At 70.9% G+C, this 24,867-nt stretch carries 15 protein-coding genes; 4 read left to right on the top strand and 11 right to left on the bottom strand.

What is annotated here, in order from left to right:
• Positions 1-9 precede the first annotated feature (9 nt).
• The 3 genes from AB0I98_RS29290 to AB0I98_RS29280 are packed head-to-tail and all read right to left on the bottom strand — an operon-like array spanning position 10 to position 4,716.
• Entirely contained in the window at positions 10-1,080 is a 1,071-nt protein-coding gene (locus AB0I98_RS29290) for a PQQ-binding-like beta-propeller repeat protein (RefSeq protein ID WP_362947183.1), read from the bottom strand.
• A 49-nt stretch (positions 1,081-1,129) separates the two neighbouring features.
• Complete coding sequence (locus tag AB0I98_RS29285; protein ID WP_362947180.1) at positions 1,130-2,185, bottom strand: serine/threonine-protein kinase; 1,056 nt, start codon at positions 2,183-2,185, stop codon at positions 1,130-1,132.
• Between the two features lie 5 nt (positions 2,186-2,190).
• Positions 2,191-4,716, bottom strand: coding sequence for a PQQ-binding-like beta-propeller repeat protein (locus tag AB0I98_RS29280; protein WP_362947177.1), 2,526 nt, complete (start codon positions 4,714-4,716; stop codon positions 2,191-2,193).
• Between the two features lie 209 nt (positions 4,717-4,925).
• Between AB0I98_RS29280 and AB0I98_RS29275 the strand changes: the two genes are divergently transcribed.
• The 3 genes from AB0I98_RS29275 (at position 4,926) to AB0I98_RS29265 (ending at position 9,386) form a co-directional block, all read left to right on the top strand.
• The gene (locus AB0I98_RS29275; RefSeq protein ID WP_362947175.1) at positions 4,926-5,939 is read left to right on the top strand and encodes a LacI family DNA-binding transcriptional regulator; all 1,014 of its coding nucleotides are present in this window, start codon (positions 4,926-4,928) and stop codon (positions 5,937-5,939) included.
• Between the two features lie 62 nt (positions 5,940-6,001).
• Positions 6,002-8,053 (top strand): TIM-barrel domain-containing protein, encoded by a 2,052-nt coding sequence (locus tag AB0I98_RS29270; protein ID WP_362947172.1) that lies wholly within the window; start codon positions 6,002-6,004, stop codon positions 8,051-8,053.
• A 145-nt stretch (positions 8,054-8,198) separates the two neighbouring features.
• Positions 8,199-9,386 (top strand): sulfotransferase, encoded by a 1,188-nt coding sequence (locus AB0I98_RS29265; protein ID WP_362947170.1) that lies wholly within the window; start codon positions 8,199-8,201, stop codon positions 9,384-9,386.
• Positions 9,387-9,416: 30 nt separating this feature from the next.
• On the opposite strand, the gene AB0I98_RS29260 is transcribed toward AB0I98_RS29265, so the two are convergent.
• The 6 genes from AB0I98_RS29260 to AB0I98_RS29235 form a co-directional block, all read right to left on the bottom strand.
• Positions 9,417-10,136, bottom strand: a complete 720-nt coding sequence (locus tag AB0I98_RS29260) for a hypothetical protein (RefSeq protein ID WP_362947167.1) — start codon at positions 10,134-10,136, stop codon at positions 9,417-9,419.
• Positions 10,137-10,194: 58 nt separating this feature from the next.
• Positions 10,195-12,534, bottom strand: coding sequence for a glycoside hydrolase N-terminal domain-containing protein (locus tag AB0I98_RS29255; RefSeq protein WP_362947164.1), 2,340 nt, complete (start codon positions 12,532-12,534; stop codon positions 10,195-10,197).
• Positions 12,531-14,495, bottom strand: a complete 1,965-nt coding sequence (locus tag AB0I98_RS29250) for a beta-galactosidase (protein WP_362947162.1) — start codon at positions 14,493-14,495, stop codon at positions 12,531-12,533. Before AB0I98_RS29250 ends, AB0I98_RS29255 begins: the two co-directional genes overlap by 4 nt.
• A gap of 151 nt (positions 14,496-14,646) precedes the next feature.
• Positions 14,647-15,582 (bottom strand): carbohydrate ABC transporter permease, encoded by a 936-nt coding sequence (locus AB0I98_RS29245; RefSeq protein ID WP_362947159.1) that lies wholly within the window; start codon positions 15,580-15,582, stop codon positions 14,647-14,649.
• The gene (locus AB0I98_RS29240) at positions 15,579-16,622 is read right to left on the bottom strand and encodes an ABC transporter permease subunit (RefSeq protein WP_362947158.1); all 1,044 of its coding nucleotides are present in this window, start codon (positions 16,620-16,622) and stop codon (positions 15,579-15,581) included. The genes AB0I98_RS29245 and AB0I98_RS29240 overlap by 4 nt, the downstream gene beginning before the upstream one ends.
• Before the next feature lie 27 nt (positions 16,623-16,649).
• Complete coding sequence (locus AB0I98_RS29235; protein WP_362947155.1) at positions 16,650-18,335, bottom strand: extracellular solute-binding protein; 1,686 nt, start codon at positions 18,333-18,335, stop codon at positions 16,650-16,652.
• Positions 18,336-18,623: 288 nt separating this feature from the next.
• Between AB0I98_RS29235 and AB0I98_RS29230 the strand changes: the two genes are divergently transcribed.
• Positions 18,624-21,443 (top strand): glycoside hydrolase family 3 C-terminal domain-containing protein, encoded by a 2,820-nt coding sequence (locus tag AB0I98_RS29230; protein ID WP_362947153.1) that lies wholly within the window; start codon positions 18,624-18,626, stop codon positions 21,441-21,443.
• A gap of 97 nt (positions 21,444-21,540) precedes the next feature.
• Here the strand turns inward: AB0I98_RS29230 and AB0I98_RS29225 are convergent, their stop codons facing one another.
• On the bottom strand, positions 21,541-22,986 hold the full coding sequence (locus tag AB0I98_RS29225) for an aldehyde dehydrogenase family protein (RefSeq protein WP_362947150.1): 1,446 nt from the start codon (positions 22,984-22,986) through the stop codon (positions 21,541-21,543).
• Positions 22,987-23,259: 273 nt separating this feature from the next.
• Positions 23,260-24,837, bottom strand: a complete 1,578-nt coding sequence (locus AB0I98_RS29220; RefSeq protein WP_362947148.1) for a PucR family transcriptional regulator — start codon at positions 24,835-24,837, stop codon at positions 23,260-23,262.
• Between the last annotated feature and the right edge of the window lie 30 nt (positions 24,838-24,867).

Here is a 24,867-nt window from a genome sequence, read left to right as displayed (position 1 = left end):
AGGTCGCCGTCAGGTCAGCGGGTATGCCTTGAGGCGGTCGCCGCGCAGGACGTAGAGGGTCCGGTCGTCGGCGAGGAGTTGGGGCTCGGTGGCGGCGTTGTCGATGGACTTGAGTGTCCAGGCCGTGCGGTGGGTGCGCAGGTCGACGGCGACCGCGTCCTCCTCGGGGGAGGTGAGATTGACGGCGCTCTGGGGGAAGACGTAGCCGCCGGCGAGCAGCGGGGGCGGGGCCGCGCCGGAGCCGATGGTGCCGGGGCGCTCCCAGCTCCACAGGGGCTTGCGGCGGTCGCTGCGGACGGCCATCAGGTCCTGGCCGACGAGGGTCAGGTAGATCGTCCTGCCGTCGATCGTCGCCCCGCCGTACAGGATGTCCCCGGCCAGCTCGGTCCCGGTGTCCTCGGGGTCGAGGCTCCAGCGGGTGCGGCCGGTGCGCAGGTCGAGGCTGAGGCAGCCGCGTCCGGCGACGAAGGCGATGCCGTGCCCGGCGGTGACGGTGCGGTCGGTCAGCTTGTCGGTCCAGTCGGCCTTCAGGGCGGTGGTGGACAGGGCGCGGCGCCACAGCGGGGCTCCGGTGTCGGCTCGGTAGCCGGTGACGGCGTCGTTCTCCAGGAAGACCAGCACTCCGTCGGCGACCGCTCCGACGGCCCGCTCTGCGGGGCTGGGCGGCAGGCGGCGGCGCCAGCGCAGCCGGCGGTCGGTGACGTCGTAGGCGAGGAGCCTGCGGTCGAGCTTCGCGCGGTCGTCGCCGAAGGTGGCGCGGGGCTCGTGGGCGATGACGTAGACGGTCCGGCCGTCGGTCGCGAAGACCGGGTCGAGGTACAGGTCGAAGCTGACGCCGAGCGGGGCCGAGTACCAGACGCGGCCGTCGGCGGCCTCCACCCCGGCCAGCCGTCCGCGGCGGGCAACGCTGCGGATGACGGCCGCCGTACCGCAAGCGGTGAGACAGGCGCCGGCGACCCGCTCGGCGGTCCAGCGCAGGGTGCCCCGGCGGGCGTCGATGCCGTGGGTGCGGTGGTCGCTCGCCGGGACGAGGAGGGTGCCGCCGATGAGGGCGGCCCGCTCGCCGACGCCCCGGTTCACGGCGAAGTCGCGGCGGTGTTCCCAGCGAGCGGTGGGAGCGCCGCCGGATTCACTCGGGGACGGGGAAGGGGACCGCACGGGCGTGGCGCCGGTGGGCCGCTCCTCTTCCGGCCGCGTCGCCCCCGCCGCACCGCCCCCTCCCGCGAGGGCCACGGCGGCGGCGCCGGTGAGCAGCCGTCGGCGCGTCGGGCGGGGCTGCGGCGGGCGTGTGCGGGGCGGCGGGGCGTGTCCGATGCGCGCGGTGCGGGCGGCGATGTCGGCGAGGACGGCGCCGGGCAGCCGGTCCCCGAACCAGCCCTCGCCGCCGATGCGTTGGGCGACGGCGGCCCGCGGTGGGCCGTCGCTCGGGTTCCTTGGCGAGGCAGTCGGCGAGCAGCGGACGTAACGCGTCGGGTACGGCGGTGAGTTCGGGCTCCTGGTGAGTGACGCGGTAGAGCACCTCGCCGGGGGCGCCCTCGCCGAACGGCGGGAGGCCGCAGGCGGTGTACGTCAGCACGCAGGCGAGGGCGAACACGTCGCAGGGCGGGCCCACTTCGCGGTCGGGGATGAGCTGTTCGGGTGCCATGTAGGCGGGGGTGCCGGGCGCGGACCCGGTGCGGTCGTCGGTGCCGATGGCCTGGGCGATGCCGAAGTCGACGAGGAGCGGGCCGGCGGGCATGAGCAGGATGTTGGACGGCTTGAGGTCGCGGTGGACGACGCCCGCCCGGTGCAGCGCGGCCAGTCCGGTGGCGAGCCGGGCGCCCAGGGAGCGCAGGGACGCCTCGGGCCAGGGGCCGTGCGCGGTGACGGCCTCGGCGAGTGAGGGACCCACGACGTACGCGGTCGCAAGCCAAGGCCGTCCGTCGTCGTCCGTGCCCGCTCCCGCGAAGGGCGGGGTGTGGGGCAGTGCGCCGAGCGCCCGTACCGTCTCGGTCTCCCGGCTGAACCGCGTCACGAACTCCAGGTCGGCGGCGAGTGCCGGGTGCGCGGCCTTGAGGGCGACCGCGCGGCCGGACGGCATGCGGGCCAGGTAGACGGTGCCCATGCCACCGGAACCGAGCCGCGCCAACAGGCGGTGGCCGCCGATGAGTTCGGGGTCGTCGTCGGTGAGGGGGTGAAGCGGCATCGCGGTCACCCGACCGGGAAGGCGAAGAGGGAGGGGCCGTTGGCGATCAGGGCCAGATCCCTGTCGTCCACGATGTAGGCCTGGTACAGCGAGTTGGCCGTCTGGTTCGACTGGAAGGTCCACTTCACCGCGCCCGTACTCGGGTCCAGTGCCACCACTCCGGCGCCGCGCCCGTACGCCAGCAGCGTGCGCGCCGAGGTGGGCATGGACAGGCCCGGCGCGATCGGTCCGTCCAGGATGCCGGACGAGGGCGGATCGGGCAGCAGGGTGCGGCGCCACAGCTCGCGTCCGCGGGCCGGGTCGATGGCGTACACCGTGCGGGTGGTGTCGCTGGTGTAGAGGACGGTGCCCAGGCCGGGGACTTTCGCCACGCTCGGCCTGTTGAGCTCCGGGGGTTCGCCGGAGACGGGGTCGGCGCTGAGGTCGAGTCGCCACAGGGGCTTGTTCTCGCGCAATGGCGCCGCCTCGATGCGGCCCTCGCCGAACGTGTAGACCTGCTGGGAGACCGAGCTGACGCCCACCTTCCGGTTGGCCGGCCGCCAGGTGTGCCGGAAGGGGCGGCCCGCCCTGCCCGTGCGCCGGTCGACCTCGACGAGGTTGAGCGCGCCGTCGGCCGCGTACAGCACATGCAACGCGTCCTTCTCGTCGAACACGGGCAGGAACTCCCCCGCTGTCTCCGCGGGCACCGCCAGCCGCCAGGCCTCGGTGCGGTAGCGCACGTCGAAGGAGATGAGCTGCGTCCGCCCGGTGGCGCCCGGGACGGCGTCCTCGGAGCCGGTGCCGCTGTAGTACATCAGGCGGTGCTTCCGCTCGTAGCCGAGGAACCGGCCGAAGTCGAGGCCGCGCAGGTCGATCGGCTCCGTCCACAGCGTGGTGCCGTCCTCGGCGGAGACAGCCTGGAAACTGTCCTCGCGGAAGAGGACCGGCCTGCCGATGGTCCAGCGCCAACTCGGCGTTCCGTCACGGGTGTCGAAGACCTGGGCGGTTCCGTCGTCGGTGCTGACCATGAGCCGCTGCCGGGTCACGGCGGCGCGCGCGGTACCGGTGCCGCCGAGCGGGCGGGGCGATGTCCAGCGTGACCGGTGCGCCGTCAAGTCCACTGCCTTCACACGCCGTTCGCCGTCGAGGACGTACGCCGAGTCGTCGTCGACGGCGAGTGTCTGTGCGGCGCCGATGTCGCCGGTCCGCCAACGCGCGGCGCCGGTACGGGAGTCGAGGGCGGTGAGGCGGCCGTCGGCGGTGACGACGAGGAGCGCGGTGCCGCTGACGAGGAGGTCGCCGTGCCGGTCGGGAGCCGTCCGGCCCGCCCACGTCCAGGCCCGTCGGCCGGTGTGCTGGGTCCAGGCGGCGACACCTTCGGCGGTGCCCGCGGCGACGACTCGGCCGACGGTGACCGGGCCGGGGCCGTCCGGGTGCAGGCCTTCGGTGCGCCAGAGAGGGGCGGGGACGGTGTCCGCGGTGGGGGCGGTGAGTGGGGCGGCTACGGGGACGCCGTTCTCGGTGCGGCGGCCTTCGGCGGGGGTGGACGGGTCGCGGGTGAGCCACCAGGTGCCGGTCGCGATTGCGGCGACAGGGACGGTGGCGGCTGCGGCGGTCAGCACACGGCGGCGGGAAGGGGCGGCCTCGCGGAGGAGACGGTCGGCTTCTTCGGCTCGGCGGGTGATCTCGGTGGCGAGGGGGGCGGTGAGCCAGGCGGGGCCGGTCGGGGGCCCTTCCGTATCCGTGTCCCTCGCCACCCACCCCGCCACCACACCGGGCGTAGGCCGCCGCGTCGCCTCCTTCTGCAGACACGCCCGTGCCACCGGCAGCAGCGCCTCGGGCACCCCGTCCAGCGACGGCTCCTCGTGGACCACCCGGTACCCGACCGCCGCCGGATGCCCCGCGCCGAAGGGGCCCTCCCCCGTGCACGCGAAGGCGAGCACGGCGCCGAGGGCGAAGACGTCGGCGGGCGGTCCGGCGCGGCGGCCGGTGATCTGCTCCGGGGGCGCGTAGCCGGGGGTGGCGGGGGCAACGCCGGGCTGGGTGAGGGTCAGGCCGTACTCGGGGCGGGCGATGCCGAAGTCGATGATCCGCGCGCCGGAGCGGGTCAGCACGATGTTGGACGGCTTGAGGTCGCGGTGGACGAGCCCGGCGTCATGGATCACGGCGACGGTCCGGGCGAGTTCGGCCACCAGCGCCCGTGCCGCGTCCTCGGTGAACGGCCCGCATGCCGCCACCGCCTCCTGGAGCGTGGGCCCCGCGAGATAGGCGGCGGCGATCCACGGCACGGGCCCGTCGAGGTCGTACCCCAGGACCCGCGCCACCCCCGGACCGCGTACCGCCGAGGCCGCGTCGGCCTCGCGCCGGAACCTCCGCACCATCTCCGTGTCCCGCGACAGCTCGGCGCGCAGCACCTTCACGGCAGCCGGCCGCCCGCGCCGGTCCCGGCCCAGATGGACGGCGCCCATCCCGCCCTCGCCGAGCAGTGCGACGATCCGGTACGGCCCTATCCGCCGGACCGGCTCCCCCGCCCCCGTTCCATGGCCCCCCACGGCCGGTCATGGTAGGCAGGAAGCCGCACCTCGGGAAGGCCGTTCCGGGACGAACCGCCCCAGCCGCGGCCCCGTCCCCCAAGGCTGCGTCGAAGCGCTTCGACAACCTATGGACACCTACCCCCGGTAGGGCTACTGTCGAACCACCCCCACCCGCCCATATTCACACTGCGCACTGTCGAAGCGCTTCACACAACTTGGAGAGCTGGATGGTCACCCTCGCCGAGGTCGCCCAGCACGCCGGAGTCTCGGCGAGCACGGTGAGCTATGTCCTCAGTGGCAAGCGGTCCATCTCCACGACCACCCGGCAGCGGGTCGAGCAGAGCATCCGCGATCTCGGCTACCACCCGAACGCGGGGGCCCGCGCCCTGGCCAGCAGCAGGTCGAACATCATCGCGCTGATGGTCCCGCTGCGCACGGACATGTACGTGCCGGTGATGATGGAGATCGCCATCGCGGTGGCCACCACGGCCCGTACACACGGATACGACGTCCTGCTGCTCACCGGCGAGGAGGGCCCGGACGCCGTCCGCCGGGTCACCGGCAGCGGGCTCGCCGACGGGATGATCCTGATGGACGTCGAACTCGACGACGAGCGGCTGCCGTTGCTGCGTGGCACCGACCAGCCGTCCGTGCTGATCGGACTGCCCGCCGACACCACCGGACTGACCTGCGTCGACCTGGACTTCAGGGCGACGGGGGCCCTGTGCCTGGAACATCTGGCGATGCTGGGGCACCGCGACATCGCTGTCATCGGCGAGGCCCCCGCGGTCTACGAACGGCACACCGGCTTCGCCGAGCGCACCCTCGACGGACTCCGCGGCCGCTCCCAGGAGTTGGGCGTACGACTGCTGCACCGCCCCTGCGACGGCGGATACGACGCGATGGCCGTGACCCTCGCCCGCATCCTCGACGAGCGCCCCGGCACCACGGGGTTCGTCGTACAGAACGAGTCGGCGGTCGAGCCGCTCCTCGGTCTGCTGCGCCAGCAGGGCCGTGCCATCCCCGAGGACGTGTCGGTGGTCGCGATCTGCCCCGACCAGGTCGCCACCCAGGCCTCGGTGCGGCTCACCTCGGTCGCCATCCCCGCCCAGGAGATGGGCCGGCACGCGGTGGAGCACCTGGTCGCCAAGCTCGAGGGGCGCGGCACCGACGAAGTCCTGCTGATCGCACCCGAGTTGACGGTCCGGGCGAGCACGGGTCCGGCTCCGGCCGCGTCCTGACCACCACCCCTTCCACGTGTCGGCCCCCACCGGGGCTCCCCATGTCCTGAGGAGTACGCCTCGTGAACCAGCCTGCCGAAAGCCAGACCCCGACCGGCGCGGTCAGCCTCGCCCAGTCCTCCCCCACCGTCGGCACGTTCCGTGAGCGGGGCGGCGCGCTGGAGTGGAGCGGACGCCAGGAGACCGTACGCATCGAGCCGTGGGGCCCGGACGCGGTGCGGGTGCGCGCCCGGCTCGGCGGTCCCGTCCTGGAGGGGCTGCCCGGCGCTCTCCTGGGCGAGGCTCCGGCGACCGAGTCCACGGTCAAGGTCGGGGACGGAGAGGGCCGGCTGACGGTCGGCGCGCTGACCGTCGAGGTCAACGCCGAGGGGATGATCCGGTTCCTGCGGACGGACGACCTCACCGAGATCCTCGCCGAGGAACGCGCCCACTTCTGGTGGCCGGGCCCCCGTCTCTACACGTTCGTCGGCAACGGCCATCACCGCCTGGAACAGCGCTTCGCCGCCTACGACGACGAGAAGCTGTACGGCCTCGGCCAGCACCAGCACGGGCGTCTGGACCAGAAGGGCCTGGTCGTGGACCTGGTCCAGCGCAACGCCGAGGTCGGCATCCCGGTCCTCACCTCCAGCCGCGGCTACACCCTGCTGTGGAACAACCCGGCGATCGGCCGCGTCGAGCTGGCGGGCAACGGCACCCGCTGGGTCGCGGACTCGGCCCGCCAGATCGACTACTGGATCACCGCGGGCGCCCCGGCCGACGCCCAGCGCCGCTACAGCGCGGTGACCGGCCGCACCCCGATGCTGCCTAAGTGGGCGGCGGGCTTCTGGCAGTGCAAGCTGCGCTACCGCACGCAGGACGAACTGATGGCCGTGGCCCGGGAGTACAAGCGCAGGGGCCTGCCCATCTCCGCCATCGTCTGCGACTTCTTCCACTGGACCCATCTGGGCGAGTGGAAGTTCGACCCGAAGGAGTGGCCCGACCCGGCGGCGATGGTGCGGGAGCTGGAGGAACTCGGCATCAAGCTCGTCGTGTCGGTCTGGCCGTCGGTGTCCCCGCTGAGCGAGAACCACCCGGTCATGGAGCAGCGCGGCTACTTCATCGGCACCCAGTACGGCCCCATGGCGCACGCCGACTGGCCGGACAAGGAGGTCGCCTCCACTGTCCAGGTCGCCTTCTACGACGCCACGAACCCCGAGGCGCGGGACTTCATGTGGTCGAAGGTGAAGGCGAACTACCTGGACCCGTACGGCATCACCGCCTTCTGGCTGGACGCCTGCGAGCCGGAGCTGAAGCCGGGCTTCCAGGAGAACCTGCGCTACTGGGCGGGTCCGGGCCTGGAGGTCGGGAACATGTACCCGGCCGAGAACTCCCGCGCCTTCCACGAAGGGCTGGTCGCGGAGGGCGAGTCCGAGATCGTCACCCTCAACCGCTCGGCCTGGGCGGGCAGTCAGCGCTACGGCGCCGCCCTGTGGTCCGGCGACATCGGCACCGACTTCCCTACCCTGCGCCGCCAGATCGCGGCGGGCCTCAACACGGCCCTGTCCGGCATCCCCTGGTGGAACACCGACATCGGCGGCTTCCACGGCGGCGACCCGACCGACCCCGCGTACCAGGAAGTCATGGTCCGCTGGTTCCAGTTCGGCACGCTGTCCCCGCTGATGCGTCTGCACGGCTTCCGCGACCCGGGCATGCCGCTGGGCCCTGCGATGACCGGCGGCCCGAACGAGGTCTGGTCCTACGGCGAGCAGGCCGGCGCGATCCTGGAGCGGTACCTGCGGCTGCGCGAGCGCCTGAAGCCTTACGTCCTCGAGGTCATGCGCGAGGCCCACGAGGAGGGCCTGCCCGTCATGCGCCCGCTGTTCCTGGAGTTCCCCGAGGATCAGGCGACGTGGTCGGTCGACGACTCCTACCTCTTCGGCCGGGATCTGCTGGTCGCCCCGGTCCTCACGGCGGGCGCCACGGCCCGCACCGCGTATCTCCCCGCGGGCGCGACCTGGACGGACGCGTGGACGGGGACGACGTACCAGGGCGGTACGACCGTGACGGTCGACGCCCCACTGGACCGCATCCCGCTGTTTCTGCGGGACGGGGCGCGGCTACCGATAGGGGAGTAGCCGGGCGGGAGGTGGCCGGAGCCTGACGGTTCCGGCCATCTCTGTTTCACCGGGGTTGCCGTCTCAACTCCTCTGAGTGGCAGGTGAGTTGGGTTGGGTAGGGTCCCCTCCGTTCCACACCGTCCCGTCTGCCGAAGGGTGCCCCGTGTCCTCGTCCCCCCTCCCGCTCACCCTGGCCAATCTGCTGCTCCGGCCGGCGTTCCGCTCCCGTCACCGGCCGGACCGGGTCTTCGACCGGCTCCTCGCCGGGACCGGACAGGCGGAGGGCGACCGGGAGTTCGTCGACGGCTTCCGGAAGTTGCTGGGGTGGTGGGCCGAGGCCGAGAACCTCACCCCGGTCGGCTGGGCGGCCGCGCAGGCCCATGTGCGCCGGCATCTCCTCAACCGGGCCACGATCCGGCAGCTGATCGCCGAGCACCCCGGGATCGAGCGGGAGCCCCTCGACAGGCCGGTGTTCGTGGTCGGCCTGCCGCGCACCGCCACCACGCTCACCCACGGCGTGCTGTCCCTCTCGGCCGAGCACCGATGTCCCCTGCTGTGGGAACTGCTCAGGCCGGGCCTGGAGATACCCGCGGAACGACGACGCAAGGCGACGGCACCGGCCCGGTGGCTGGTCACGGGCACGAACCTCTTCTCGCCGCGCTTCCGTGACATCCACCCCATGGTCGCCGACGGCCCCGAGGAGTGCACCTTCGTCCTGCCGCACGCCCAGGCACCGCTCACCCAAGCCCGCATTCCCGCGTACCAGGCCTGGCACTACGCGCACGACTTCGTCCCCGACTACCGCTACCTCAGGCAGGTCCTCCAGGTCCTGCAGTACGGCCGCCTCCGCCGCCGCTGGATCCTGAAGTCGCCCATGCACCTGGAGAACCTCGACGCGCTGCGCACGGCCTTCCCCGACGCGACGATCGTCTGGACGCACCGTGACCCGGCCACCGCCGTGGCGTCCTTCTGCAGTCTGGTCGAGCACGGCATGTCCGTCAGCAACCGCCCCCTCGACCTGCACGGCATCGGCGCGACCTGGCTGGAACTGCTGAGCCGCTCCGCCGCGCGCGGTGTCGCCGCCCGGGCCGCCATCCCCCGCGACTCCCTGGTCGACGTGCCCTACTCCTGGCTCGGCACCGACCCGGCCGCCGGCGCCCCCAAACTCTTCGCGGCCATCGGCGCCCGCTGGACCGAAGCCGACTCCGCCCGGCTCCCCGGCGTCACCGCCCGCCCCAAGGGCACCCGCCGCCACACCTACGACCTGTCCCGCTACGGCCTGACCCGCGCCGACATCGAGGCCGCCTTCACCGGCTACAACGCACTGCGGGCCGAGGTCGACCGCGCCTGACGGCACGGACCGGCCCCGGCCCGCCGCCGGTCAACTACTGCTGACCGTCAGGTTGTTGGTGCGGAAGTCGAGCCCGCCGGACGACGAGGTGATCTCGTAGCCGAACTGGACGTCGCCGATGGTCTCGTTGCTGGACATCCAGCCCTTGGTGCCGGAGATCCAGCTGAGGATCGGCTTGATGTTCACGCTGCCGGAGCTGGAGTCGGACGTCCGCAGGAACGAGAACACCTCGTTGACGCCGTTGCTGCCCTTGTAGACGTTCCACGTGTGGCCGCCGAGGGTGACGCTGCCCTGCGAGGTGCCCAGCGGGCCGACGGCTCCGTTGTAGTTGACCCAGAGCATGATCTCGTAGTCGTAGTCCGTGTCCCAGATGTCGTACGACGTGTTGTACGCGCCGGACGACGGGACCGTGACGTTGTAGTTGCTGGTGAGCGAGCCGATGGAGGCGATCGTCTTGTTGATCACCTTCTTGGAGTTGGGGTACGACTTGATGCCGCCGGTGTTGGGGTGGTTGGCCCAAACCCCCCAGTTGGTGCCGGAGTTGGCCCAGATGCACTGGCTGCCGGCGCCGGAGCCCCAGATGTTGTTGTACAGCGTGTAGCCGTTGAGGTTCGTGTTGCCCCACTGGTCGCAGGAGTTCCAGACGGCGGCCTGGGCGGGGGCGGAGGCGAGGCCGACGGTGGCGCCGAGCGCGAGGGCCGGGGCCAGCAGGGCCTTGGTGATTCTGCCGAGCGTGCGGGTTGTTGCCATGGTGTCCCTTCCATGGATGGGGGGATGAGCACGGGACTAGCAAGGGACTAGCGGTGATTCACCACGTCTCCAGGGTGAGGACGTGGTCTTCTCCGGCGACGAGGTCGAGCGGCCGTGCACCGGAGGAAGTCCGGAGTTCGACGCGGTGGGTGCGGGTGGGACGTACGACTGCGGTCGCTTGGTTGGGGCTCCAGCGGAGGTCGACTTCCGCGCCGAACCTCGTGCGGATGCCGGTGAGTTCACCCTTCGGATACGCCGCCGGAAGCGCGGGCAGCAGCACCAGCCGGTCCGGGGTCGACTGCACGAGCATCTCGATCAGGACCGCGGGCAGGGTGTGCGCGGCGTCCGCGTTGTAGACGTTGAGGTTCGGGTAGTGCGAACTCATCAGCGAGGCATGGAAGAAGTCGCCCTTGAGGACCTGGCCGAGGGCATGGGCCACCCGGTCGCCGTCGCGCAGCCGGGCCGCGACGAGGGCGTGGTGGAGGTGGCCGTGCGCGGAGTCGTTCTCGGCGCCGCGGAGTTCGAGGGCGCGGTGTGCGGCGGTGGCGAGGTCCGGGGTGTCGTAGGGGTTGATCTCGTCGAGCGGCCAGACGCCGTAGAGGTGGCTGAGGTGCCGGTGGTCGTAGGTGTCGTCGAGACCGGGCCAGGCCCATTCCGCGAGCGCGCCGTCGTCATTGATCCGGTGCGGCGGAAGCCGGTCGGCGAGGGCACGCCACGCTTCCGCCTTCTCCGGGTGGTACTCGGCGGCCGTGCGCAGGGCGTGCCGGGCCGCGGAGAGGTCCATCGCCGCGTTGATCGCGCCCCAGCTCGCGTTCGCGGGCCGGTTCTCGGGTGAGTAGGAGGGGACGACGACGATGTGTCCCTCGTCGTCGGTGCGGGTGAGGAAGTCCTCGTAGAACAGGGCTACTTCGGCGAGCGTGTCGCCGGTGCGCGGGTCACGTTCACCGCGGGTCTCGTCGTGGTCGACGAGCGGCTTGAGCAGCCAGTCGGCGCCGGCGGTCCACAGGTGCAGCGGGTAGGGGCGGCTGAAGTGGTACGTCAGCCCGGACTCGCCGTCGCTGTGGGCCGGGGCGACGGCGCCCCGGGCACCGAAGATCGCGCGGGCGTTCTCACGCCAGTCCGGAAGCTGACGGCCGATCAGGGTGGCCAGGGCGTCGGTGACTTCGGGGAGCGCGGCGGCTGCGGCCGACGCGGTCTGGAGGTTGACGTTGGCGTCGTTGGTGAACGCCCCCGACCATGCCGTGTTCCAGTCGCCGGTCCACAGGCCGGTGAGACGGGGCGGGAGCAGGCCGGCGGCGGACAGCAGGTGGTAGCGGCCGGCGGCGAAGAGGCGTTCCAGGAAGGCCGGGCTGTCGGGATCCTTGAGCAACTCCGAGCCGGGCAGGGCGCGTTCGGCAGGGTCGGCGCCCAGGTCGAGCGTCACGCGCGTGTAGGCGGTGCGGTGGAGGGCGGTGTGGCGGTCGAGGAGGTGGGTGTAGGGGTCGGCGTCCGGCAGGGGGCGCTCCGCGGGATGTGCGGCGGTCGGTTGGTGCTCGTCTGCGGGCTCGTTGTGGCTTGCCGCGCCCCGCGGCGGAGCCGCTTTTCGATACAGCCCCGCGCCCCTTTGGGGCGCTGCCGAACCGCAGGTGGCTTGCGGGACCAGGTCTCGTAGGGCCCGGGAGACAGTGGGTACGTCGATCTCGCCGGTGTGGCGCAGTACGCGGGTCAGCAGCAGGGCCGAGGCGGCGCCGGTCACCTGGAGACCGAGGGGCGTGAGCGTCGTACGGCCGCCGGTGACGATAACCAGCGTGATGCCCGTGTACGCGCGGTCGCTGCCGGGGTAGCGGGCGCGCAGGTTGAGCAGGGCGCCGTCGGAGGTGAGGACGGCGCCATGGCCGACGGCGAGGTCGTGCGGGGCGCCGGGGAGGCGGTGGTCGAGGTCGATGGTGAGATCGGCGCCGGTGACCTGCTGGACGATGACGTCATCGGCGCGGGAGACGAAGACGCGGCTGTCCCAGCCGTCGCCTTCGGCTCGGGTGACGCCGGTGGTGAAGTCGACCGAGCGACGGTAGTACGTGCCCGTGCCGGACGCCCTCCGCAGCCGTATCTGAAAGGCCGGATGGAAGGGCTGCACCCACTGGAGGTCGCGCCCGTCCGTGAAGTCCTCCGCCGCCCGCACGTCCCCGGCGAGCAACCGGTCCTGGAGTTGGGGGAGTTGAGAGGCCAGCTCGGGCGGGCGGCCGCGCTCGCCGCTGTTGGGGCGGACAAGGGTGTGATGGGTGACGACGACCCGCTCGTCGTTCGGATCACCGAACACAAGGGCGCCGTGGTGGCCGTTGCCGCTGAGGTAGCCGTCCTCCCAGCGGGTGGCGGGGGCGGCCTCCCAGGTGCCGTGGACGGGGCCGGCATGGGTCGTCATGGGCGCAGCACCGCCACTCCGTAGCGGCCGAGGGTGAGTTGGTCCGTGCACGGCTCCCCCGTGAGCAGGTCGTGGTGGGTGCCGGGAACGTCGACGGTCACCGGCTCGCGTCCGTGGTTGAGGACGAACAGCAGGTCACCGCGGCGGACGGCTTCCACGCGCGCGGGCAGTCCGTCGAGCACGGGCCGGGCGCCCGCGTCGGCGGCGATCCGGGAGAGCAGGTCGCGCAGGGCGTCCGGCTCGGGAAGGGTGGAGACGTACCAGGCGCGATCCTTGTGGAGCACGGCGGGCAGGCCGTCGAGTTCGCCGCCCTTGTACGAGACGGTCGTCGCCCCGCCTCCGGCCTCGATCTCCTCCGACCACAGCGTCCCGCGGAACCCGTCGCACTCGACCGTCTCCCCCGCGTCCAGCGGCCACCACTCGTGCAGGGTGCGGATGCCGAACAGCTCGCGCAGCCGGGCGTCCATGCCGCCGGGTCGTACCCGGTCGTCCTCGTCGGCGATACCGGTAAGGAAGCCGCAGACGAGGGTGCCGCCGCCGTGGACGTACGCGAGGAGGTTCTCGATCGCCGCGTCCGTGAGGAGGTAGAGCTGCGGGGCGACGACGACCTTGTACCCGGTGAGGTCGTGCTCGGGGTGGGCGAAGTCGGTGGTGAGGTGGGCCTCCCAGAGGGCGCGATGCCAGGCGCGGAGGACGTCGGGATGGTCGACGTGGGTGGAGAGGCGGCCGTCCTGGGCGCCGGCCCACCAGGAGTGCCAGTCGTGGAGGATGGCGATGTCGGACGTGATCCGACCGCCCGTCACCTCGCCACTGATCCTGTGCAGCTCGGCCCCCAGCTGCTTGACCTCCTGATAGGTACGGCCCTCCTCCCCCGCGTGGCTGACCATCCCGGAGTGGAACTTCTCCGCACCCTGCCGGGACTGCCGCCACTGGAAGTAGCAGACGGCGTCGGCACCGCGGGCCACCGCCTGGAGCGACCAGAGGCGATTCATTCCGCGCGGCTTGGGGTGGTTGACGCCCCGCCAGTTGACCGGCCCGGCCGCCTGCTCCATCAGCATCCAGGGGCCACGGGCCTGCGAACGGGTCATGTCCTGGACGAGGGCACCGCTCTGTGCGCCGTACGGATCACACGGGTCGGGATAGATGTCGACGGAGACGACGTCCTCCTCGTCCGCCCAGCGCCAGGCGTCCTGCCCCACCCACAGCGGCATGAAGTTGCTGGTCACCGGGATATGCGGGGTGTGCCGCCGAACGATGTCCCGCTCGGCGACATAACACTCCAGGAGCATGTCGGAGGTGAACCGTTTGAAGTCCAGTACCTGAGTGGGGTTCTTGAGGTAGTGGGCGTGACGCGGCGGAAGCACCTCGGCCCACTCACCGTATCCCTGGCTCCAGAAGGCGGTGCCCCAGGCGGTGTTCAAGGCGTCAAGAGTGCCGTACTTGCCCTGAAGCCACCGCCGGAAACGGGCGGCGGCCTCGTCACCCCAGTCGAAGGTGCAGTACTCGTTGTTGATGTGCCACAGAGTGAGGGCGGGGTGGCCGCCGTATCGAGCGGCGAGATCCTCGGTAATGGCGGCGGCATACCGTCGATACGCCTCACTGGAATGCGAGAAATGCTGACGCCCGCCCCACCATTCCACCCGGCCGTCCTCGTCGCGAGGCAGGCTCTCGGGGTGAAGCCGACCGAGCCACGGCGGCGGCGAGGCGGTGGGCGTGGAAAGAACCACGCCGATGCCATGGTCATGCATCAGATCCATCAGCCGATCCAGCCACCCGAACTCCCGCGCCCCCGGCCGGGGTTCAAGCTTCGCCCAGGAGAAGACCCCAAGGGTGACAGAGTTGACGCAGGCCTCTTTCATCAGCCGCACGTCATCAAGCCACACCTCCTCCGGCCACTGCTCGGGGTTGTAGTCACCGCCGTAGACGATGCGACCGCGGGTGACATCACTGAGGGCGGGCATCAGATGGGCTCCCCGTGCTGGATTTGCATGACAGACCTCGTTCTGCGAATTCAGGGGACATGGAGAAACCTAAGGGGCGCGGGGAACTGCGCGACCAGCCACAAACCACCCGCAGCCAGGGGACAACGCGCACCCCCGAGCTCCCCCCCCGTCACCCCTTAACCGCCCCCGTCAACATCCCCTTCTTGAAATGCCGCTGCACAAACGGCGAAAGCACAGCCACCGGCAACAAAGCCATCACCATCACAGCCATCTGCACAGCAAGCCCGGACAACTGCCCCGTCTTGATCGCCTGCCCCAACCCCACCGGCGCCTCCTGCTTCTGCACCAGCTGAATCATGACGTTCTGCAACGGCATCATGTCCTGCTCGTTCAGATACAGCGACGCATTGAACCAAGCACTCCAGTACCCCACCGCATAGAACAACGTGATCACCGCGATGACGGCCCGCGACAACGGCATGACGATCTGCCAGAGAATCCGGAAATCCCCCGCCCCATCGATCCGCGCACTGTCGGTCAGTTCCTGCGAGATCCCCATGAAGAACCCGCGCAGCACCAGGATGTTGAAGACACTGATCGCGCTCGGCAGGATCAACGCGAGATACGTGTCGGTCAGCCCGAGCGTCTGCACGAGCAGATACGTGGGAATCAGCCCGGCACTGAAGAACATCGTCGCCAGCAGCGTCATCAGAATCCACCGGTGCGCCAGCGACCCGGACCGGGACAACCCGTACGCGCACAGCACGGACACGGTCATCGAGAAGGCCGTACCGACCAGCGTGACCAGCACACTGATGATCGCGGCCCGCGTGACCTGACCGCCGCTGAGCAGTTCCGTGTAGGCGATGAAGGTGATGTCCTTGGGGATCATCACCAGTCCGCCGGCCTCGTCGATGGTCTTGCGCGTGGACAGACTGGTGACCACCACGATCCACAGCGGAAAGAGAATCGCGAAGCAGGCAAGCCCCAGGACCAGCCCCTTGCCCGCCAGCCCCACCTTGGTGGGCTCCTCCTCCCAGACGGGCCGGGGAGGTGCGGCCCAACGCCCGGGCATCCGCGCGGGTTTGTCGATGACGGCGGTCACTTCTTGTACACCCCCTGCTCGCCCATGAGATGGGCCACCTTGTTCGCGGCGAGGACCAGTCCGATGCTGACGACGCCCTTGACGAGTCCGGCGGCGGCCGCGTAGCCGAAGTCCTGGTTGCGGACGCCGTTCCACCACACGAAGGTGTCGAGGACTTCCGCGGCGCCCGGTCCCACCGCGTCGCGTTGCAGCAGGATCTGCTCGAAGCCGACGGTGAGGGCGTCGCCGACGCGCAGCACCAGCAGCAGCGCGATCACCGGCCGCAGCGCGGGCAGGGTGACATGCCACATGCGACGCCAGCGGTTCGCGCCGTCCATCGCGGCGGCCTCGTACAGATCGGGGCTGACGGCGGCCAGCGCGGCGAGGAAGACGATGATCCCCCAGCCGGCGTCCTTCCACACGGTCTGCGCGGTGACCAGGAACTTGAAGGTCTCCGGGTCGGTCATGACGCTCAGGCCGTCGTAGCCGTGGTCGCGCAGCAGTGTCGAGAGCAGCCCGGCGCCGCCGAGCAGCTGCTGGAAGACGGCGATGACCAGCACCCAGGAGAAGAAGTGCGGCAGATAGAGAACGGCCTGCGCGATCGCCCGCACTCGGGGCCTGACCACGCTGTTGATGAGCAGCGCGAGCAGGACCGGGATCGGGAAGAACAGCACGAGCTGGAGGAAGAACAGCACCAGGGTGTTCTCGAGCGCCTGCCAGAAGGCGGAGTCCTCGAAGATCCGCTGGAAGTTCTCCACTCCCACCCATGGGCTGTTCAGGATGGAGACGATGCCGTTCTCGCTGATGTAGGGGTCGTAGTCCTGGAAGGCGACCACGTTGCCGAGGATCGGCACGTAGTTGAAGAGCAGGACCAGGACGACGGCCGGCAGCGTCATCAGCAGCAGGACGCGATCGCGCCGGAACCTCAGTCGCAGGCTCAGCTTGTCCGGGGGGCGTTTCCCCGGTGAGCCGGTGGATCCGGTGGCGTCACCGGACGTCACCTGGGTCTTCGCCGTCGTGTCGGCCTCGGCCCTGCTCCGAGGCACCGTGCTGTGGGACACGGCCGTTCTCCTTGCCTCGGTGCCCGGTCAGTTGGCCGCGGAGCCGTTCTCGTCGAGGATCTGCTGGTACCAGTCGCGCAGCCGGTCGCCGCCCTTGCTCTTCCAGTCGGAGACCCACTGCTGCAGGTCGCTGATCTTCTTGCGGCCGCGGACGACGTCGTCCTCCATCTGCTCCATGTCGTTGGTGAGGTTGGTGAAGCGGTTGGGCTCGGTGATCTGCATGCCCCAGAAGGAGGACTTCTTGGTGAAGGCGCCCATCCGCTGCTGCCACTCGACCTGGCCCTTGGCGACCTCGGGGAAGTCGGGGTGCGCGGTGGTCGCGGCGGGGCTCGCCACCATGACGTAGGCGTTCATCACCTCGATGTTGCCCTGGTCGGTCTTGGTGGGGACGCCGTCCTTGACGGTGTAGTGGGTGCCCTCCACGCCGTAGTTGGTCATCATGTACTCCTTGGTGCCGTACGGCGCCGCGGTGACGTTCGCGACGGCGAGCACGTCGCGGATGACCGACTCGGAGGCCTTCTTGTTGACGAAGGCGAAGATGCCGGCGGGCTGTTCGGCCCACATCGTGGGGTTGCCGCCGTCGTGGCCCCAGACGTCCATGCCCCAGACCTTGAACTCCGGGTTCTGAGCGGCCTGTTCGGCGGTGCGGCCGTACCACTGCGAGATGTTGTTGGGGTAGATGAGGAACTCGCCCGCCGCGAACTTGGGCCCCGGGTCGGGGGCGTTCTTGCCCAGCTTGGAGTCGGGGTGGACGACGCCCGCCTCGAAGAGCTTGCGGGACCACTCCAGCGCTTCGAGGTACTCCTCGGTCTCGATGCGGTAGACCAGCTTGCCGTCGACCAGGTTCCAGCCGAGCGGCTTCTCGCTGCCGGAGAGCACGCCGAAGGCCTGGAAGGCGGTCCACTTCATGTCCAGGCACGCCCAGCGCTTGGCCTTGGCGTTGGTGATGTCCTTGGCCAGGGCCATGAACTCGTCGCAGGACTTGGGGACTTCGTAACCCTCTTTGTCGAAGATGTCCTGGCGGTAGAGGGGCACGATGCTGGGCGCCCACGGGGCCGGCATCGGCAGACCGAGCAGCTTGCCGCCGAAGATGGAGCGCCGCCAGGCGTCCGTGGGGATCGCCGCGAGGTTCGGGTAGTCCTTGACCGCGTCGCCGGAGAGGTAGGGGCCGAGGTCGGCGAACTTGCTGATGATGGCGCTGGGTATCTTGCCGCCCATGTTCCAGCCGGGGACCACCACGACGTCAGGGATGTCGCTGGAGGCGAGCACCGCGCCGAGCTTCTGGTCGTAGGTGTTGCCGTCCTGGTTCTGCCAGACGACATCGACGCCGATCAGGTCGTTCATCCCCTTGTAGTAGGGGTTGTTGCCCTTCGGCGGGGAGCCCCAGAACGGCGACATGATGGTGACCTTGGAGCCCTTGCCGAGCTTCTTGGGCACCGAGGTCTTCAGGTCGGCGAGGTCCAGCTTGCTCGTGAAGCCGACCGAGGAACCGTTCTTGGCGGCGATGTCGGGCGTCACCACGTTGTTGGTGACATACGCCGGCAGCAGCTTCTTGGCGTCCTTCCCGGACGTGGTCCCCTCGCGGGACCCGCTCTCCGAGCCGCCGCAAGCGGCAAGCAGCGGCATCCCTCCACCCACCGCCACAGCGGCGATCGCCGTGTTGGCGAGGAAGGTTCTCCGGCTCGGGGAGGCGGAAGCGGCGTTCGGCGTCATTGCGTCAACCCTTCATGGCGCACCAGGACACCCGGCGGGGGCCGTCGGCTGCGGTGTCTTGAGTGGAACTGGCTGTAGTCGAAGCGCTTCGATGTTGCTGTGAGGTTAAGTGAACCCCCAGGGGTGCACAAGGGTCGCTTCCAAGATTCCTCCGACGCTTTATGACCGACCTTTTGTTATGCACCGCTTGAACTGACAGTGTTGATGTCTTGACACCCGGCCTTGCGTCGAACCAGCATCGAAGCGCTTCGAAAGAGCCGAGCCGATCGATCGCAAGGGGTTCCCCACGTGACCGCACACACGCCGCACACGCCGCCTTTTCGCGATCCGCGGCTGCCCATCGCGAAGCGCATCGACGATCTGCTGTCGCGGCTGACCCGGGACGAGAAGACCGGATTCCTGCACCAGTTCGCCCCGGCCGTGGAACGGCTCGGCGTCGCGGCCTTCCGCACCGGCCAGGAGGCGCTGCACGGCGTGGCGTGGATGGGCCCCGCGACGGTGTTCCCGCAGGCGGTGGGCCTGGGCGCGACCTGGAACCCGGATCTCGTACGACGCGTCGGCGACGCCGTCTCCAAGGAGATCCGGGCGATGCGCGTCCGCGACGACCGCGTGGGCCTGAACGTCTGGTCCCCGACCGTCAATCTCCTCCGCCACCCCCTGTGGGGCCGCAACGAGGAGGGCTACTCCGAGGACCCGAAGCTCACCTCCGCCATCGCCACCGCGTACACGCACGGCCTGCGCGGCGACCACCCGACGTACTGGCGCACGGCCCCGATCCTCAAGCACTGGCTCGCCCACAACAACGAGACGGACCGCGCCGTCGCCTCGTCCTCCGTCCGCCCGCGCGTCCTGCACGAGTACGACCTGCGCGCCTTCCGCGAAGCGGTGGAGGCGGGCGCGGTCGCCGGGGTGATGCCGGCGTACAACCTGGTCAACGGCCGTCCGAACCACGTCTCGCCGTACCTGCGCGAGCATCTGCGCGCCTGGACCGACGACGACCTGTTCGTCTGCTCGGACGCGGGCGCACCCTCCAACCTGGTCGACCACGAGCACTACTTCGACACCCACGAGGAGGCGACCGCCGCCGCGCTCCTCGCCGGCGTCGACAGCTTCACCGACCACGGCACGGACAGCTCGCAGATCGTCGCGCGCGTCCAAGGCGCCCTGGACCAGGGCCTGTTGACGGAGGCCGACCTCGACGCGGCGGTCCGCCGCCAGCTCTCGGTCCGTTTCCGGCTCGGCGAGTTCGACTCGTACGACGAGACCGGCGCCTTCGACACCCCGGAGCACCGGGCGCTCGCGCAGGAGGCGGCCGAGCAGGCGATCGTCCTGCTCAAGAACGACGGCCTGCTCCCCCTCGCCCCCGACACCCGCCTCGCCGTCGTCGGCCTCCTCGCCGACGAGTGCAAGCTCGACTGGTACAGCGGCACGCTCCTGCACCGCTCGACACCGCTGGAGGGCCTCTACGAGCGGTTCGGCGCCGAGCGGGTGGAGTTCGCGGAGGGGGTGGACCGCGTACGGCTGCGGACGTCCGACGGCTCCTACCTGTACGTCCCCCCCGCGGACGGCGTCGACGAAGTCCGCGGCGCCGAGGGCGCGCTGGACCCCGCACTGCTCGCGGGCCGTACGGACCTCCCGCCGCTCACCACCGACGCCACCGGCACCGAACTCGCCCTCGTCGACTGGGGCGAGGGCCTCTTGACGCTGCGCGCTCCCGACGGCCGCTACCTCTCGGTCGCCGACGACGGCTGCGTACGGGCCTCCGCCGACCAGCCCGGAGGCTGGGTCGTCCAGGAGACGTTCCGTCTGGAACCGCACGAGAACGGACACCTCCTCAGGCACGTCGGTACGGGTCGCCACGTCTCTGTCGCCGCCGACGGCGTGAAGGTTGCCGAGGAGAATCCGGGCATCTTCGAGCTGGAGATCGTCGAGCGCGGCGAGGACGCGGTGGCGCGCGTCGCCGCCCAGGCGGACGTGGTCCTGGTCGTCGCGGGCAACGACCCGCACATCAACGGCCGCGAGACCGAGGACCGTACGACGCTGCGCCTGCCCGACCACCAGGAGCGCCTGCTGCGCGCGGCCCGTACCGCGAACCCCGCCACGGTGCTGACGCTGGTCTCCGCCTACCCGTACGCGGTGGAGACGGCCGCCCTCCCCGCCCTGCTGTGGACCGCACACGGCGGCCAGGCGGCCGGCACCGCCCTGGCCCGCGTCCTCGCCGGCGACGTCTCCCCCGCGGGCCGCCTCCCGCAGACCTGGTACGCCGACGACGCCGACCTCCCCGACCTGCTCGACTACGACGTCATCGGCACCCGCCAGACCTACCTCTACTTCGAGGGCACACCCCTGTTCCCCTTCGGCCACGGCCTGTCGTACGCGTCCTTCGCGTACGCCGATCTGTCGGTCCGGGTGGAGGGCGAGACACTGCACGTCTCCTTCAGCGTCACCAACACCGGTGATGTGACCGCCGACGAGGTCGCCCAGCTCTACACCCGCGCCGCGGACCCGTCGGTCCCGCGCCCGCGCCGCGAGCTGGTGGCCCACCGCCGCATCACGCTCACCCCGGGGTCCACCGAGCAGCTGATCTTCGAACTCCCGCTGCCCGCCTTCGAGTTCTGGGACGTGGCGCACGGGAAGTGGCGGCACGAGCCGGGCCCGTACGACGTACTCGTCGGCGCGTCCAGCGAGGACATCCGCCTGCGGACGACCCTCGTCCTCGACGGCGAGCCGGCCGCGCCCCGCCCGGTCGCCCGACGCGGCCTGGACGCCGCCGACTTCGACGAGCAGAGCGGATCGATGATCGTCGACCTTACGAAGGTGGCGGGCGACGCGGTGACGCCTGCGGGCAGCACAGCGGCCGAACTCGTCTACCGCGCCTGCGACTTCGGGACGGGTGTCACGCAGGTGAGTGCGACGGTGGCGGGCGTGGGCGCGGTGGAGGTGTCACTGGACGGCGGCCCCGCACTGGCGGTCCTGGAATCGGTCGCGGGATCGGACCCGTACGACTACACCACCCTCGGCACCGACCTGACCGCCTCAGGCGTGCACGACGTGTACCTCAGACTGCGCGGCCCGCTGCGGCTCGCGCATGTCGGCTTCTCCGGTTGAGGGTCCGGAACAGGCCGGCACAGAGAAGGGGCCCGGCACCGGAAGGCATCGGTGCCGGACCCCTTCGAGAACTCTATATGAAAATGGTTCCCATGAGCTAGAGGGCGAGGCCCGTGAGAACCAGCACCCGCTCGTAGGTGTAGTCGTCCATCGCGAACTTCACGCCCTCACGGCCCACACCGGACTGCTTGGCTCCGCCGTACGGCATCTGGTCGGCGCGGTAGGACGGCACGTCGCCGATGACGACACCGCCGACCTCCAGGGCGCGATGGGCCCGGAAGGCGACCTGCAAGTCATGGGTAAACACGCCCGCCTGGAGGCCGTACTTGGAGTCGTTGGCGGCGGCGAAGGCCTCGGCCTCCCCCTCGACCTTCTGCACGGTGAGGACCGGCCCGAAGACCTCCTCGCAGGAGATCGTCGTGTCGGCCAGTACGTCGGTGAGGACGGTCGGCGCGTACGAGGCGCCGTCGCGCTTGCCACCGGTGAGGAGCGTGGCACCGGCGTCGACGGCCTCCTGCACCCAGGCCTCCACCCGCTTGGCGGCATCCTCGCTGACCAGCGGGCCGACGTCGGTCGCGTCGTCGCTCGGGTCGCCGGTGACCTGGGCCTCGACGGCGGCGACGATACGCGGCAGCAGGCGGTCGTAGACGGACGCGTCGGCGATGACCCGCTGCACGGAGATGCAGGACTGGCCGCCCTGGTAGTTCGAGAACGTGGCGATACGGGTGGCCGCCCAGTCGAGGTCGGCGTCGGAGGCGTAGTCACCGAGCACCACGGCCGCACCGTTTCCGCCCAGCTCCAGCGTGCAGTGCTTGCGCGGCACCGAGTCCATGATCGCGTAACCGACCTTCTCGGAACCCGTGAAGGAGATCACCGGCAGCCGCTCGTCCTGGACGAGGGCGGGCATACGGTCGTTGGAGACCGGGAGGATCGACCAGGAACCGGCGGGCAGCTCCGTCTCGGCGAGCAGATCGCCGATGACCAGGCCGGACAGCGGGGTCGCCGGGGCCGGCTTCAGGATGATCGGCACGCCCGCCGCGATCGCCGGGGCGATCTTGTGGGCGCAGAGGTTCAGCGGGAAGTTGAAGGGCGCGATGCCCAGCACGACGCCCTTCGGGAACCGGCGCGTGAGGGCGAGCCGACCCTGCCCGCCGAGGTCGGTGTCGAGACGCTGCGCCTCGCCGCCGTTGAATCGCCGGGCCTCCTCAGCAGCGAACCGGAACACCGACACCGCCCGGCCCACCTCACCCCGGGCCCACTTGATCGGCTTGCCGTTCTCCGCGGAGATCAGCCGCGCGATCTCCTCGGTCCGCTCGACGAGACGCCGACTGACGTGATCGAGGGCGGCGGCACGCACGTGCGCGGGCGTGGCGGCGAACTCGTCCCGCACGGCATACGCGGCAGCGACGGCCTCCTCGACCTGCGCGTCACTCGGCACGCCAACCTTGCCTACGGTCCGGCCGTCCCACGGCGAGGTGACATCAAAACTGGCCTCGCCGGTGACCTGGCGGCCGGCAAGCCAGAAGGCGTGGGTGGAAGTCATGTCCCGGCCCTTCCGCGTTGGGGGATGGTTCTTGGTGTTCGGGGTCCACGGTAGGCGTGGAGAGGGGGGCTGGGGTTTGTCCGGGGTGTAGTGGTCGGGGGCTGAGGTGCGCCGAATTGGCAGGCACAAGCTGCGGGCAGTCGTGCCGCCTGGGGCGGCACGGGTGGGCGCAGGCGGCACCCCGTCAGCGCCGGGCTGCGCGACCCACCCCACCCCAGCCACGACGGCGCGGCGGCTGCGCAACCCACCCCCGCCCACACCCACCCCGCGGACCTACTCGGCCGACGTCGCCTTCAGCGCCAGCCAAAGCTCCATCCGCGCATCCGGATCATCCAGCGACCGCCCGATGATCTCCTCCACCCGCCGCATCCGATACCGCAGCGTATGCCGATGAACCCCCAGATCAGCAGCCGCCGCATCCCACTGCCCATGCCGCGACAACCACGCCCGCAACGAGGCGACCAGATCCCCCCGCCCCTTCGCGTCATGCTCGTACAACGGCCGCAGCAACCCGTCCGCAAACGCCTTCACCGCATCATCCGCCAGCAACGGCACCACAGACCCCGCCGCCAACTGCTCATGCTCAACAGCCACCCGCCCCCGCCGCCGAGCCACGGACAACGCCTGCTCGGCCTGCTTGTAGGCAGCCGCGGCGGCGATCGGCCCGACGGGGGCCGACAGACCCACGACGAGTTCGTCCTCGTCGGACAACGGCTGCTCCGCCCCCGCCCCCCGCGCCGCCTCCAAGGCCGCCGCGAACTCCCCGCACGCCGCCACCGCGGCCCCGCCGTCCGCGGCGAGCGCCACCAGCCGCTCGCCCTCCGGCACCACCAGTACGACTTCACCCGCCCGCGCACCCGCCGACTCCATGACCTCGGCAAGCCCGGCCAGCGCCTCCCCGTCCGCGGCGGCAGGCTCGGCGACGATCACGCGGAAGGGCGCGTCGAGGAGCCCGCCGTAGAGATCCCCGGCCACCGCACGGGCATGGTCCGGCTCCCCGGCGAGCAGCATCCGCAGCACCGCCGCCCCGAGCCGCTGCTCGGCGGCATGCAGGGACCGGGACCGTTCCGTCGCCAGTGTCAGCAGGGCGATGGCCGAATGGACGGCGTACCGCTCGGCCGTCCCGAGCGCCGCCGCCGTACCCACCGCGAGCGCCGCCCGTGGCCGCCGGCCCGTGCCCAGGGAGTGCAGCTCGACCCGGTCCTCGTTCTCGGGCCCGCCGACGACCGAGGAGGCCGGCGCGGGCCGCTCCCGCAGGCGTTCCACGTCCGCCGTCAGCCGGGCGGCCCGGCGGCTCGCCCACTCCGGTGCGGTGGCGACGACGGCGCCCGAGGCGTCGTACAGCGCCGCCCACCCGTCGACCTGCGAGGCGAGCGAGCCGAGCAGCCCCTCGGGCCCGTCCGTCAACGCCTGCTTGGTCAGCTCGCGTTGTGCCGCGAACCCCGCCGTCACCGCCCGGTACTGGTCGGCCGCGATCGCCGCCGAGACGGCCTTGCTGATGGCGAGAAACGGTGTACGGCGCGGCACCTCCAGCAGCGGCAGGCCCGCTTCCTCGGCCGCGTCGACGAGGGCCTTGGGGGTCTCCTCGTAGTTGACCCCGACGGCGAAACCGAGCCCGACGACCCCCGCCCCCACCAGTCGCTTCACATACCGCCGCATCGCCTCCGGATCCTCCGCGTCCAACTTCAACGCGGTGACCAGCAACAACTCCCCGCCCTCCATATACGGCACGGGATCGGCCAGCTCACTGACGTGCGCCCAGCGGACGGGCACGTCCAGCCGGTCCTCGCCCGCGCGCACGGTGAGCTTGAGCGCGGAGTGGTGGACGAGGGAGGCGAGCGTGGGGGGCATGGAGCCTTCAGGTCGGTGAGGGTTACGTGA

This window comes from Streptomyces sp. NPDC050211 (assembly GCF_040656035.1).
In the GTDB taxonomy this organism is placed as follows: domain Bacteria; phylum Actinomycetota; class Actinomycetes; order Streptomycetales; family Streptomycetaceae; genus Streptomyces.
Note: the sequence above shows the minus strand (reverse complement) of the source record. Positions and strands in the feature narration are given on the sequence as shown.